This is a genomic window from Acinetobacter sp. MF4642, from assembly GCF_002018925.1.
Taxonomy (GTDB): Bacteria; Pseudomonadota; Gammaproteobacteria; order Pseudomonadales; family Moraxellaceae; genus Acinetobacter; species Acinetobacter johnsonii.
Map to the genome: position 1 here is coordinate 62964 of NZ_MVON01000015.1, position 13025 is coordinate 75988.

Below are 13025 nucleotides of genomic sequence, written 5' to 3' on the forward strand. Positions count from 1 at the left end.
GTTGCGTGTGCAGCCAGTGTGATGACTTTACTTGCTCCCGCAGTGAGTGCACAAAATACTGAATTGAAGCAGGTGTTTGCTCAGCTCGGTGCAACGCCTGTGGTGCGTGCCCAATTTGAGCAGCAGAAAAAACTGGCCGCTTTGAACAAAACTTATGTGTCCAAAGGCACGGTGCTGTTCAGCAAAAACCAAGGTGTGCTGTGGCAGATTCAAAGTCCAGTTAAAGCCGATTTGGTGGTGACACCGCGTAAGTTGGTACAAAAGACGCAGCGAACGTCCAGTCAAATCGAAGTCGATAAGACCCCCTATGGCTCTGTAGCGACGATGTTTTTACAGTTAATGTCGGGCAACGAAGCGGCACTCGCTAAAAACTTTAATGTGGTGTCTGCCAATTACAGTCCGACGCAGTGGAATGTCAGCTTAACGCCTAAAAGCAGTCTATTTAAAAAGCTTTTTGTTCAAGTCGATGCGCAAGGTCAGCGTTATGTGGACCGTATTACCATTTTGGAACAAGCCAATAACCGCACCATCATTCGTTTTAGCCAGCAAACGGCTCAACCTCAAACTTTAACGGCTGCGGAAAATGCGCTTTTCCAATTGGCAAAATAAATTTAGCGCCCTTTGGCTGTTGGTGCTGTGTGTCATTGCTTTGGCACTGGGCGTGGCTTGGCTGAATAAAGGTATTAAGATTGAGACCAATATTTTTGCTTTGCTGCCTGAGGCACATCAGGATGTTCATCTGGAACAAGCACAGCAATACGTCAGTCAGCAGTTAAATGACAAAGTTTTTGTGGTGTTGGATGCCAAAACTGATCAGCAACTCGAACAGGCAACGCAAGCACTCAAAACCCAAGCCGACCAAAGTCAGCTGTTTTTACCTGTTCGGCCGCAGCTTGATCCTGATCAATTTGCCCAAGCGCTGTATCAACACAAAGCAGGGCTATTATCCAAGACTGATCAGCAGATTTTGCAGGAGCAGGATGATGCCGCACTGACAGAGCAGGGCTTATTGCAACTGATGAGTCCCGGCATGTCGATCACGGCTGAAATGCTCAAGCAAGATCCCTTGCTGCTGTTCCCGCGCTATGCAGTGGGTTTAAGTACTTTACAAAATAATGCCGATATCAATTTAGAACAGGGCTTTGCCACGATTCGTGATGAGCAAGGTATCTCGCGCCTGATAGTACTTCAGCTCAACAACAGCCCTTATAACATTGCCTACCAAGAGCAGACTGCTGCGTTTATTCAACACATCAATCAGCAGTTCAGCCAGTTGCAGGTGAAACCACATTGGACAGGTACATTGTTATTTGCCCAGTTCGGAACCAACTCTGCTAAAGAGGAAATTTCCACCATTGGCGTGGGTTCGACCATCGGGATTTTGCTGCTGGTCTGGTTTGGCTTCCGTTCGATACGACCGATGCTGACGGAAATGGTTGCAGTCGGCACAGGCAGCTTGGTGGCCTTTGCGGTGACATATTGGATTTTTGGCGAAATTCATCTGATGACACTGGTCTTTGGCGCCAGTCTGATTGGGGTCTGTGTCGATTTTTCCTTTTACTTTATGGCCATGCAGTCTCAGCATCGACAGATCGATGGATTTGCTGTTTTAAAGCCATTATTGCCGAGTTTATTTGTGGGGCTAATGACCACGCTGTTGGCCTATGTGGTGCTGAGTTTTACCCCATTTCCGGGCTTTAAACAGATTGCAGTCTTTTCTATGGTTGGACTGAGTGCCGCATGGGTGACCAGTATTTTACTGCTGCCACGTTTGCCTGCGTTGAATGCGGAACCTGCGATACGTGCACTGGGCTTTATTGGCAAAGCACGTAGTTATGTGCAGAGCCACAACACGCTACGTTATGGCATGATTACACTGATTCTACTGGTGACGGGTAGTAGTCTCGTCCTTCTGAAAAGCAATGACGACATCCGCAATTTGCAAAGTATGGATGCCACCTTAAAGCAGGAAGATCAATATATTCGTTCGCGTTTTATGCAACAGCAAAGCAGCGAATATTTTGTGGTACAGGGCAGAACCCCAGCAGAGTTAGAACAGCATGAACAGCAACTGTTGGCAGAGCTTACGCCCTTGCAGCAGGCTGGCAAGTTGGATGCTGTGCAGGCTTTAGGGCAGTGGATTCCCTCGCTTGAGCAGCAAAAACACAATATTGCGATGTTACAGGCGATTCCTCAGCCCGCTTTAGTCGAATATGCGCAAGCGTTACAGCTCAATACAGCCGATGTTTTAAACTGGCAAGCGCATTTAAAAGACCAACCGTTGCTGACTGAAGCCGTCTTTAAAGACCATCCCTTGCATTTTTTGCAGATGAGTCCGACGCAACGTTTAGTAATGCTGCAAAATGTGCATGATGTACACGCTGTGCAACAGCTTGAAGATGCGGATGTACAACTGTTACGTCCCGTTCATCAATTATCTGAGTTATTCAAACAGCATCGTGTGCAGGCACAGTGGCTATTGCTCAGCGCTTTGCTGATGTTAGCTGTTGGCTTAGGCGCACTTTATGGCAAAAAATCCATTCTGCCTTTGGTGTTGCCTGTCAGTATGGCTCTAATGACCACGTTTGCGATTCAGGCATGGCTGGGTGTCGAGATTAATTTATTCAGCATTATGGGTACCTTCCTGATCATTGGAATTGGGGTGGACTATGCGATCTTCTACCGCCACGGACATGATCACCCGCAGGTGGTGGGTATGGCTTTGTTCCTGTGCATGATGTCGACGTTTTTTAGTTTTGGTTTGCTGTCTTTTAGTCATACCTATGCCATTCACAGTTTTGGCTTAACGGTGTTGCTGGGCGTTATTTTTTCATTTATTTATGCCACACTTTTTACATCCTCCGATGCAAAACATGTGGTGGTTCAACAATATCAGCCAAAGAGCTGAGTCAAAGGGTACAGTGCAATGAGCACCATGCAACAGACAGATGTTTTAATTATTGGGGCGGGGCCATCAGGTAGCTCGGCCGCAGCTTTGCTGCGCCAAAAAGGTTACCAAGTCACGGTCATCGAAAAGCAATTTTTTCCGCGTTTTTCCATCGGTGAGTCTTTATTGCCACAGTGTATGGTGTTTTTAGAAGAAGCGGGTTTGTTGGAGACAGTGCGTACCCATGCTGATGAATATGCCTTTCAGTTTAAAAATGGCGCAGCTTTTTTAAGAGGCACACAGCGTAGTTTTTATGACTTTACTCAAAAGTTTAGTGAAGGCCCAGGCACTACATGGCAGGTACGACGTGCCAACTTTGACCAGCTTTTGGCGCAGCAAGCCGAAAAAATGGGGGCAGATATCCGTTTTGGTCATGAAGTTTTGGTGGTCGATGTGGCATCCACACAGCCGATTTTGACGGTGGAAGATGCGCAAGGTGACAGCTATCAAATTCAAGGCAAGTTCCTCTTAGATGCCAGCGGCTTTGGCCGCATTCTGCCGAAGTTTCTTGACTTAGAAAGCCCATCGGACTTTCCCGTGCGCCGTGCGGTCTTTACCCACATTGAAGACGGTCTATTGAATGACCCTGAGTTTGACCGCGAGAAAATTTTAATTACTGTGCATGAAAAAGACCACCGTGCGTGGTATTGGCTAATTCCCTTTGCTGATGGACGCTCTTCATTTGGCATTGTGGCGGAGCAAGATTTCTTTGAAAAATATGGTTATGACGGCAGTGCGGACTATGACTTAGAAGCCTTACAGAAGCGTATTTTGGCCGATGATGCCAGCTTGTCGTATGTGTTACGTCATGCCAAACATGATACTCCTGTACGTACTTTGGTGGGCTACTCTGCCGATGTGAAACACTTGGCATCTGAAAACTATGCACTACTGGGCAATGCGGGTGAGTTCCTCGATCCTGTCTTTTCTTCAGGGGTAACCATTGCCTTAAAATCTTCCAGTCTAGCAGTGCCATTGGTCGAGCAAGTGTTGCAAGGTCAGACGGTAGACTGGATGGAGCAATATGAAAAGCCGCTACGTAAAGGCATTCAAGTGTTCCGTGCCTATGTCGAATCATGGTATTCAGGTGAGTTTCAGGATGTGGTATTTTCGACTCAGCAGGATGAAAAAATTCGCCGTATGATTGCATCTTTACTGGCAGGTTATGCATGGGATACGAGCAACCCGATTCATCGCAATGCCAAGCAACGTTTGAGCACTTTGGCCGAATATTGCCGAGAAGAACAACCTAAAAAAGAGTCGCTGACCGATGAAACTTAAGCTGCGTTTAAAGACCGTCAGTTGGGTTTTAGCCAGTGCGCTGCTCTGTAGTGCCTGTCAAAGTTGGATTCCCAAAGCGCAGGGACTCGCGACTCCGCAGTGGGCTGCGCAGAATTACCAGCGTCAAGACCAAATTGAAGTGCAGTGGAAAACCCAGAGTTTCAGCTTTTTACTGTACCAACAACAGCGAGGACAGTCGCTTGATATGCTGGCACTTAGCCTTACGGGACAGCAGTTATTCAAGCTCAGTTTTGATGGTCAAAAGGTAGACGTTGAACAGCGGATTGAGCCAATGAAACGGTTGCCTTTTGATTATGTGGTGCGCGATATTCTGTATGCGACCTATCCCAATTTTGCTGCGTTACATGCCGCTCAAAATGCGGTCGTACAGAAAGACGATACCATTTATATGCAGCAACAGCCCGTGTTGAAAATTCAGCAAAATGAGGGGGCAATTGAGCTAGATAATTTGCAAGTGCCTTATCAGATGGTCATCAGTGCGGTGAGCAATACTTTAGAAGATGATCAAGGTGACCATCATGACTAAAAAACTACAGCATGTTTCAGCTGTTGGCATTCAGTTCAGTACGGCGCTATCGGCTTTGGGACAAAATGCCGCTGAGCTTCAACATGCCTTGACCAACCCTGAAAATACCCTGTCACCACGAGAGGATCTGATCGCGGGGCGAACGGTCTGGGTCGGTGCATCTGACCAAGCCTTGCTTCAAGCAGTTCCTGCAAGCTTAAGCAGTGCAGACTCACGGAATTTACGCTTTGCCCTGACGGCTCTGGCACAAATTCAAACCGAGATTCGTGCCTATACTGCACAGTTCCCTAAACAACGTCTCGCTGTGATTATTGGCACGTCAACCTCAGGCATCGCGGATAATGAGCCTACTTTAAAAGCGCAGTTTCAACAGCCAGCGCCGCAGTCTGTACAGCACCAAAAGCAAGAAATGGGCAGTTTAGCGAAAGCCTTACAACAGTATTTGGGCTGGGAAGGGCCTGCTTATACCATTTCTACCGCTTGTTCCTCGGCAGCCAAAGCACTTGCAGCGGGGCAACGTCTGCTGAATGCCGATTTGGCTGATGCAGTCTTAGTGGGTGGAGTCGATACCCTATGCAAGCTGACCTTAAATGGTTTTGATAGTTTAGAAAGCTTATCGAGCGGAATTTGCCAGCCCTGTGGTGCCAACCGTGACGGCATTAATATTGGTGAAGCCGCAGGACTGTTTTTACTCTCTAAAGCGCCTGCCCCTGTGATGTTACTGTCGAGCGGCGAGTCAATGGATGCATGGCATATTTCAGCACCGCATCCAGAAGGAAAAGGGGCTGCGGAGGCGATGCAAAAAGCTTTAGACGCTGCACAGCTGCAAGCAAGCGATATTGATTATTTAAATTTGCATGGCACATCCACACCGCAAAATGATGCGATGGAAATGAAGGCGGTACAGACTGTTTTCTCTGATGCAGCTGTGGCCTTGAGCAGCACCAAACATAAAACGGGGCATTGTCTGGGGGCAGCGGGTGCAATCGAAGCTTTTATTTGCCAGCAGGTTTTATTAGATCAATCTTGGTTGCCGCTGCATCATGCAGGTGAATTGGACGATGCTTTGGCTGGGCAAAACTATGTGTTTACACCGCATTTGAATACACCCATTCGCTATGCGATGAGTAATTCTTTTGCTTTTGGCGGCAGCAATATCAGTTTAATTTTCGGGACGGCTTTGCCATGATGGATGCAGTACAGTTTATTCCGCATGAAAAACCGATGGTTTTCGTGAGCCATTTGATTGAAGCCAATGATGAGTTTGCTATTGCAGAGCTTCACATCACGCCTGATTTGATGTTTTGTGAGCCAGAAGGTTTGCCTACATGGAGCAGCATTGAGCTGATGGCGCAGACCATCAGCGTCTATGCAGGCTATAAAGGACAAACTCAGGGCTTACCACCGAAAGTTGGCTTTTTATTGGGAACGCGTAAAATGCAGTTGCCTTGTGCTTATTTTAGTTTGGGCACAACCGTGCAGATTCGAGTAGAACAAAGTTATCTGCACGAAGGTTTGGGGCAGTTTAATTGTGAAATTGAATATCAAGAACATCGGTTCAGCGCCATGTTGAGCGTATTTGAGCCTGAAAATATGAATGAAATCATTGGAAAACTAGTGTGAACAGAAGAATTTTAGTGACGGGTTCGAGTCGTGGAATAGGTAAAGCGATTGCTTTGGAGTTGGCAAAGGCAGGCTTTGATGTCACGGTACATGCCCGTTCAAGACAGTCTGAGGCCGAAGCAGTAGCGCAGGAGATTCAAGCGCTTGGGCAGGCCAGCCATGTATTGATGTTCGATGTGAATGAGCGTGAAAATATTGCCGCAATTTTAGAGCAAGATATGGCAGAGCATGGCGCTTTTTATGGTGCGGTGTTGAATGCAGGGCTGACCCGTGATGGTGCTTTCCCCGCACTGACTGATGAAGACTGGGATGACGTGGTCTCGACCTCTCTGAACGGTTTTTATAATGTGCTGAAACCCTTGATGATGCCAATGATTCGCTTGAAAAAGGGCGGACGTATTGTGACATTGTCTTCGGTGTCTGGAATTATGGGTAACCGTGGTCAGGTAAACTATAGTGCTGCCAAAGCAGGCTTGATTGGTGCGACCAAAGCATTGGCACTGGAATTGGCCAAACGCAAAATCACGGTGAATTGTGTGGCTCCGGGCTTGATTGAAACAGAAATGGTCACCGAAGAAGTGAAAGAACACGCCTTGAAAATGATCCCGATGCAACGCATGGGGCAGGTGGAAGAAGTCGCAAAAGTGGTGAAGTTTTTATGCAGTGATGATGCCAGTTATATCACCCGCCAAGTGCTTTCAGTCAATGGAGGCTTGATCTAATGAAACGTGTTGTTGTGACAGGCATGTCTGGGATTACCTCTTTGGGTGAAACTGCAGAACAAATTTTTGAGCAATTTGCACAAGGCAAAAGCGGCATTCGCTATATGCCTGACTGGGAGATTTATCCCGATTTACGCAGTAAATTGGCTGGCCCAGTAGAGTCCTTTACTGTACCGAAGCATTTTAACCGTAAAGTGACCCGTGGTATGGGACGTGTTGCTTTAATGTCCGCCGTATGTGCTGAAAAAGCATTGGAAGACGCGGGTTTACTGCATGCGGATATCTTAAAAAGTGGCGATGCAGGCGTGGCCTTTGGTTCCTCTGCGGGCAGTGTGGATGCCGTACGTGAGTTTGGCTCGATGTTGATTGAACACAATATGAGTCAAATGAATGCCACGACCTACATTCGTATGATGTCACATACCAGTGCAGTTAATATGACGGTGTATTTTGGCCTAAAAGGTTTAACGCTGCCGACCTCAAGTGCTTGTACTTCAGGTTCTATGGCCATTGGTCAAGCTTATGAAGCGATCAAATATGGCAAGCAAACTGTGATGATTGCAGGTGGGGCAGAAGAGCTCAGTGCCGCGGGTTCAGCCGTGTTCGATGTGCTGTTGGCGACCAGTGTGCAAAATGACCATCCAGAGATAACCCCACGTCCGTTTGATGCAGGCAGAGATGGTTTGGTGGTGGGTGAAGGCGCAGGCTGTTTGATTTTAGAAGAATATGAACATGCTCAAGCGCGCGGGGCGACCATTTATGCCGAGATCGTTGGTTATGGCAGCAATACCGATGGTCAGCATGTAACTCGACCTGATTCTGAAATGATGGGCCGTTGTATGCAGTTGGCACTGAAAGATGCACGGCTCACTGCTGCGGATATTGATTATGTCAATGCGCATGGCACTTCGACCGATCAGGGTGATATTGCTGAATCACAAGCCACCGCGCGCATCTTGGGTAAAAAACCGATCAGCTCATTAAAAAGTTATTTTGGGCATACGCTCGGCGCGTGCGGCGCCATTGAGGCATGGCTGAGCATTGAAATGATGCGACGTAATCAGTTGGTGCCGACTTTAAATTTAGATCAGGTTGACAGTGCTTGTGGTGATCTAGATTATATCGTCTCAGGTATGCGTTCAGCAAAAACACAAATGATGATGAGCAACAATTTTGCTTTTGGGGGGATTAATACCTCCTTGATTTTTAAACGTGTCTAATAAAATAAGGGTAGAACCATGTTATTCAAAAATATCTGTGCAGTTGCTGTGTTGTCTTTAGGTGCGATTGCATCAGTTCAAGCTGCCGATAAAATGTATGATTTTAAGTTTCAAGAAGCAGTAAACCGTGCTGTTGCAGATGGTGCACTGGATGGTTCAGTGAAGTTTTATTTGGCGGGAACCAAGTCGGGCGGCAAGGTGATTGAAAAGGGCTTAGTGACCAATAAAAAGACCAATGGTTTTGCCAAATCTGCGGAAAGTTCATGTGATCATGTACTTCGTTCAGCACTAATTCAATTCCAAAATACCGCCAAAGCCAAGGGCGCAAATGCCGTGACCAATTTGGTGAGCTTCTATAAGTCGAATGAAACACGTAGTACGACAACTTATCAATGCGCGAAAGGTACAGCACTCGCGGGTGTGGCGTTGAAAGGTGACTTGGTGAAGTTTTAATTTTCAATGATTTAAATGGTTTGATTCAATGCACAATTGAACACAAGCTATTTTTAGCATTCGATCCGTATCTAAATCTAATATTTAACGAACAATAGATACTGGGATATTTCAGGCTCGCAAAGTCATTTGCGGGCCTGAAATATTTTATCGCTCTTGATTTATCCCTCGTAAAAACTGGCTCATCCATTAGATTTTCTGCTATGTAAAATAGATGAAAATTATGGAGATGAATTAAAGTATGGAATTTCCAAAAAGATCGTTTTTTCCTCTGTAACGAGGGCATAATTTGTGGGTGGAAATTAAATTTTTATCACTATTTTTGGTGAGAACGATATTGATTGAGGTAGAAAACCAACCTTTTTGGTTGGCTTTACATAAAGTAACAAAAATCTAAAAATACGATTGTAAATAAAAACTTAAATAATGTGATTTTTAAAATATAAAACCTTCTGTTAAACGCCAAAAAAAATGAACAATAAGAAAGCTTTTAATGTGATTTTTAATGCGAATGGTTTCCACTTTGAACCAGTGTATGCAGGTGATCTATAGATCTTTAAAAGTTGCAATTAGGTTAGGTTGTGTAGAAATTTTAAACAATATTTGTCTGTCTATTTTACGATTTTTATATTTAGGACAAGTGTATTTTATTGCAAAAATTCAGTGCTAAGATAATTCACAATGGAAAACTTAGAAGCTAAGTTGAATCGTCAATTGGTATCCGAAACTGACCAGTTAAAGAACTTTCTAGTACATGACACCTTTCATTTAGTGACTCGGTTTAAAGCTTCAAAATACTTAAAAATGAAACTCGAAAAAGGATGTACACATGGATCAGAAAGTCACGTTAATTGATAAAAAGTCTCACCAAGGCATCGAGGTAAATGCCTCGGGCAAAATACAATTGTCAGCGCAGAACCCCTCGGTCGTTCAACTTAAAATCTCTTCAGAAGATATTAAAGAATACAAAAAGGAAGGTAACAATCTCGTTGTTGTCTTAAAAAGTGGTGAATTAATAACAATAATGGGCTTTTTTGATGCAGATAACAGCCTTGTTTTGCAAGATGATGTTAATCATAAATTGCTTTGGGTTGAGTTTAGCTCTAATGAGGAATCATTAAGTGCGACCTATGCAGAACTCAATGATGTAGGGCCTTTATTATATGGTGAGAATGATGCTGCTTCTCCATGGGCTTGGGCCGCAGTTCCATTGACTGCAGGCGGCATTTTAGCTTGGGCAGGGCATGATTCAGGAAATGATTCTGATAAGGGGATAGGCGAAACGAACGAAGGACCAAGTGCCCCAGAATCAGTGGTGATTGGTAATGGTGATGAATGGATTACAGCAGATGAAATTGACGCAGATGGCAAAGTTGACGTTACGATTGACTTACCTGCAGATGCAGTCGCTGGTGACAGTGTTATCGTCAATGGTGAAGAAACAGTATTGACGGCTGACGACATTGCTGAAGGTGAAATCATCGTTAAAGTGGACGCACCGAATGAAGGCGAAACATTAGAAGTCGATGTGATCATCAAGGATAAAGATGGCAATGAGTCAGATCCGACTCAAGCAGAAGCAACTGTGGATACTACAGCCCCCTTAGCTCCAGATTCGGTCACCATCGGTAATGGCGATGAATGGATCTCCGCAGATGAAATTGATGCAGATGGCAAAGTCGACGTTAAGATTGATTTACCTGCAGATGCGGTAGCTGGTGACAGTGTTATCGTCAACGGTGAAGAAACAGTATTGACGGCTGACGACATTACTGCAGGTGAAATCATCGTTAAAGTGGATTCACCGAACGAAGGTGAAACTTTAGAAGTTGAAGTAAGCATTAAAGATGCTGCTGGTAACGAATCGGATGAGATTTTGGCGGAAGCCGCGGTGGATAGTGTACTACCCGTCGTCGAGATAGAAGCAATTACTCCGATCGACAGTGATAACCCAGCGGATGGTGTTGCGGATCAAGTGTTGATTACAGGAACATCGGATGAACCGAATGCACCAGTGGAGATCAAAGACAAAGCTGGCAACACAATCTGGGAAGGGATGACCGATGGTACAGGTGCGTTCAGCGCGACAGTAGATACAGCAGCGGTTCAGGCAGGCGATGATGTCACAGTAGAAGTGACGGATAAGGCAGGGAATACAGGTACAGATACAGCAACGGCTGGCGACCTCACCTTCAGTACAGATACCACAGAACCTGTTGTCGAGATAGAAGCAGTTACTCCGATCGACAGTGATAACCCAGCGGATGGTGTTGCGGATCAAGTGTTGATTACAGGAACATCGGATGAACCGAATGCACCAGTGGAGATCAAAGACAAAGCTGGCAACACAATCTGGGAAGGGATGACCGATGGTACAGGTGCGTTCAGCGCGACAGTAGATACAGCAGCGGTTCAGGCAGGCGATGATGTCACAGTAGAAGTGACGGATAAGGCTGGTAATACAGGTACAGATACAGCAACGGCTGGCGACTTAATCTTTACAAATGATCCGCTGGTACTTGAAAATGATAGTGCTAATGCCGTTTACCAAGAAAGTCAGGTTAATCCAAATCCAATCGGTGAATTAACTTCTGACACAGCAATTAAGCTACTGGCTGGTAGTAGCGCTACAGACAAGCTAGAGTTTAGCATAGCAAATGGAGCTCAAGATGTTGTCATTACAGTCAAAAGCGAATCCTTGGTAACTGTGGCAGATGCATATTCATTTACTGTTATAAATAAGGAAACAGGTCAAGAATATACAGTGGCTGCATCAAGCACAGCTCAAGGCGGTTTAGTCGCAGGTGCTTTAGGATTGGAAGCATTAGGTGTTGTAGGCGATGATGGCAATGGCCTAAGACTAGATATTCATGACCTGCCACCAGGCGACTATGAAGTCGTGGTTCAAGGCGATCAAAGTAAACTGGCTGATATCTTATCCACTGTGAGTTTAGAAGATTTAGGTAGTAATACCGTTGAAACTTTAATTCTGGATACGGTTACTGGCTTGCTTAAAGACGCCTTAATAGGTAATGAAAATATTGCTGTTGGATTATTAAATCAGCTCTCAGTCGAACAGTTATTGAATCTTGTTGAAGGTAATCCGAACCCTTTAGTATCAGGTTTAGGATCAACTTTGCAAGCTGTTTTGGCGAATCCTCTACTCGCTCTCGTGCTTGGTGGTATCACTAGTGCGACGGTTGGTGAAATTCTTGAGGGTGATATAGATACAGGAGTCTTAGGCCTTATAAACAACATACCATTTGTTGGTCCTGACCTTGTTCAGCCTCTATTAAATGCTGTAGGTGGTCTGGTTGATGGTGTAGTTGATAACCTTGATTCAATTGGTGAAGATTTATTTAATCTTGTGATTGAGCCATTAATTGCAGATGTACTACTGGCAGGTTTGATTGATAATTTAAGTTTAAATGACGCTTTGAATGGCTTATTAGGTAGTATCAAGGACCTATTAAATACCGTTGGTGCAGGTGACTTACTCCCTGCATTGGATGATGTGTTGCAGCTAGTGGCTCAAGAAATCCTGAGTAATCCTGCACAGTTGTTTAATGAGGTGAATGCCGCAGTTTACGGCGTTGATGAAAAAACATATGTTGCCGAAGGGAATGTGCTTGCGAACGATGAGGTAGTAAATGGTTCAATCATTGAAGTCAACGGAGTTCCTATTACCTTCAACCAAACAGATGTAAATGGCAATTACGCTATCATCACTGGTACTCACGGTACATTACATCTTTACGAAGATGGGCATTATATCTATACGTCCACAGTAACATCAGGAAATGCTACTTCAGTAGTTGATGATTTCACGTATACCGTTCAAGACGAGTATAACAATACTGGGTGGTGTTTCAAAAAGTATGCTGAAAAAAACAATATGGCTTTTGATAAAATAGAGGTATGAAAATAACGCTACAAATCAAATGTCCTACCTGTCTAAGTAACAATATAAAGAGAAATGGCATCAAAGTAGATGGGAAACAAAACCATCAATGCAAAGATTGCAAACGTCAGTTTATTGGTGCTCATGCATTAAGCTATCAAGGGTGTAACTCAGGTATTACCGGCAAGATATTACATTTAATGATCAGAGGAAGCGGTGTAAGAGATATTGCTGAAGTCGAGCGTATCAGCATTGGCAAGGTATTACGAACCTTAAGTGAATCGATCTATCAGATTCAGCCTAAACAAAGCCACTACGAATGTCTTGAAGT

General features: G+C 44.8%; 11 protein-coding genes. All 11 read left to right on the top strand.

Going from position 1 to position 13025, the window contains the following annotated elements; translation table 11 throughout:
* Positions 1-21: 21 nt before the first annotated feature.
* Positions 22-609, top strand: coding sequence for an outer membrane lipoprotein carrier protein LolA (locus MF4642_RS09850; RefSeq protein ID WP_171262513.1), 588 nt, complete (start codon positions 22-24; stop codon positions 607-609).
* Positions 584-2908 carry an MMPL family transporter gene (locus MF4642_RS09855; protein ID WP_078426099.1) on the top strand — a complete coding sequence of 775 codons (2325 nt, stop codon included), beginning with the start codon at positions 584-586 and terminating at the stop codon, positions 2906-2908. Before MF4642_RS09850 ends, MF4642_RS09855 begins: the two co-directional genes overlap by 26 nt.
* An 18-nt stretch (positions 2909-2926) precedes the next feature.
* The gene (locus tag MF4642_RS09860) at positions 2927-4228 is read left to right on the top strand and encodes an NAD(P)/FAD-dependent oxidoreductase (RefSeq protein WP_078426100.1); all 1302 of its coding nucleotides are present in this window, start codon (positions 2927-2929) and stop codon (positions 4226-4228) included.
* Positions 4218-4775: a DUF3261 domain-containing protein gene (locus MF4642_RS09865; protein WP_078426101.1), complete on the top strand. Its 558-nt coding sequence runs from the start codon at positions 4218-4220 to the stop codon at positions 4773-4775. The genes MF4642_RS09860 and MF4642_RS09865 overlap by 11 nt, the downstream gene beginning before the upstream one ends.
* Entirely contained in the window at positions 4768-5964 is a 1197-nt protein-coding gene (locus MF4642_RS09870) for a beta-ketoacyl-[acyl-carrier-protein] synthase family protein (RefSeq protein WP_078426102.1), read from the top strand. Before MF4642_RS09865 ends, MF4642_RS09870 begins: the two co-directional genes overlap by 8 nt.
* The gene (locus MF4642_RS09875) at positions 5961-6398 is read left to right on the top strand and encodes a 3-hydroxylacyl-ACP dehydratase (RefSeq protein ID WP_078426103.1); all 438 of its coding nucleotides are present in this window, start codon (positions 5961-5963) and stop codon (positions 6396-6398) included. The genes MF4642_RS09870 and MF4642_RS09875 overlap by 4 nt, the downstream gene beginning before the upstream one ends.
* Positions 6395-7120 (top strand): 3-ketoacyl-ACP reductase FabG2, encoded by a 726-nt coding sequence (locus MF4642_RS09880; RefSeq protein WP_078426104.1) that lies wholly within the window; start codon positions 6395-6397, stop codon positions 7118-7120. The genes MF4642_RS09875 and MF4642_RS09880 overlap by 4 nt, the downstream gene beginning before the upstream one ends.
* Positions 7120-8340: a beta-ketoacyl-ACP synthase gene (locus tag MF4642_RS09885; protein ID WP_078426105.1), complete on the top strand. Its 1221-nt coding sequence runs from the start codon at positions 7120-7122 to the stop codon at positions 8338-8340. Before MF4642_RS09880 ends, MF4642_RS09885 begins: the two co-directional genes overlap by 1 nt.
* Positions 8341-8358: 18 nt before the next feature.
* Positions 8359-8793, top strand: a complete 435-nt coding sequence (locus MF4642_RS09890; RefSeq protein ID WP_078426106.1) for an excinuclease — start codon at positions 8359-8361, stop codon at positions 8791-8793.
* 829 nt (positions 8794-9622) lie between these two features.
* On the top strand, positions 9623-12715 hold the full coding sequence (locus MF4642_RS09895; RefSeq protein ID WP_078426107.1) for a BapA/Bap/LapF family prefix-like domain-containing protein: 3093 nt from the start codon (positions 9623-9625) through the stop codon (positions 12713-12715).
* The coding region (locus tag MF4642_RS09900) for an IS1 family transposase (RefSeq protein ID WP_161489509.1) at positions 12712-13025 on the top strand (314 nt) is incomplete at its 3' end. The genes MF4642_RS09895 and MF4642_RS09900, both read left to right, overlap by 4 nt.

Bases quoted from the DNA above. Each gene is read 5' to 3' on its own strand.
- MF4642_RS09850 (WP_171262513.1), top strand. From the start codon at position 22: ATGACTTTACTTGCTCCCGCAGTGAGTGCACAAAATACTGAATTGAAG.
- MF4642_RS09855 (WP_078426099.1), top strand. From the start codon at position 584: ATGCGCTTTTCCAATTGGCAAAATAAATTTAGCGCCCTTTGGCTGTTG.
- MF4642_RS09860 (WP_078426100.1), top strand. From the start codon at position 2,927: ATGAGCACCATGCAACAGACAGATGTTTTAATTATTGGGGCGGGGCCA.
- MF4642_RS09865 (WP_078426101.1), top strand. From the start codon at position 4,218: ATGAAACTTAAGCTGCGTTTAAAGACCGTCAGTTGGGTTTTAGCCAGT.
- MF4642_RS09870 (WP_078426102.1), top strand. From the start codon at position 4,768: ATGACTAAAAAACTACAGCATGTTTCAGCTGTTGGCATTCAGTTCAGT.
- MF4642_RS09875 (WP_078426103.1), top strand. From the start codon at position 5,961: ATGATGGATGCAGTACAGTTTATTCCGCATGAAAAACCGATGGTTTTC.
- MF4642_RS09885 (WP_078426105.1), top strand. From the start codon at position 7,120: ATGAAACGTGTTGTTGTGACAGGCATGTCTGGGATTACCTCTTTGGGT.
- MF4642_RS09890 (WP_078426106.1), top strand. From the start codon at position 8,359: ATGTTATTCAAAAATATCTGTGCAGTTGCTGTGTTGTCTTTAGGTGCG.
- MF4642_RS09895 (WP_078426107.1), top strand. From the start codon at position 9,623: ATGGATCAGAAAGTCACGTTAATTGATAAAAAGTCTCACCAAGGCATC.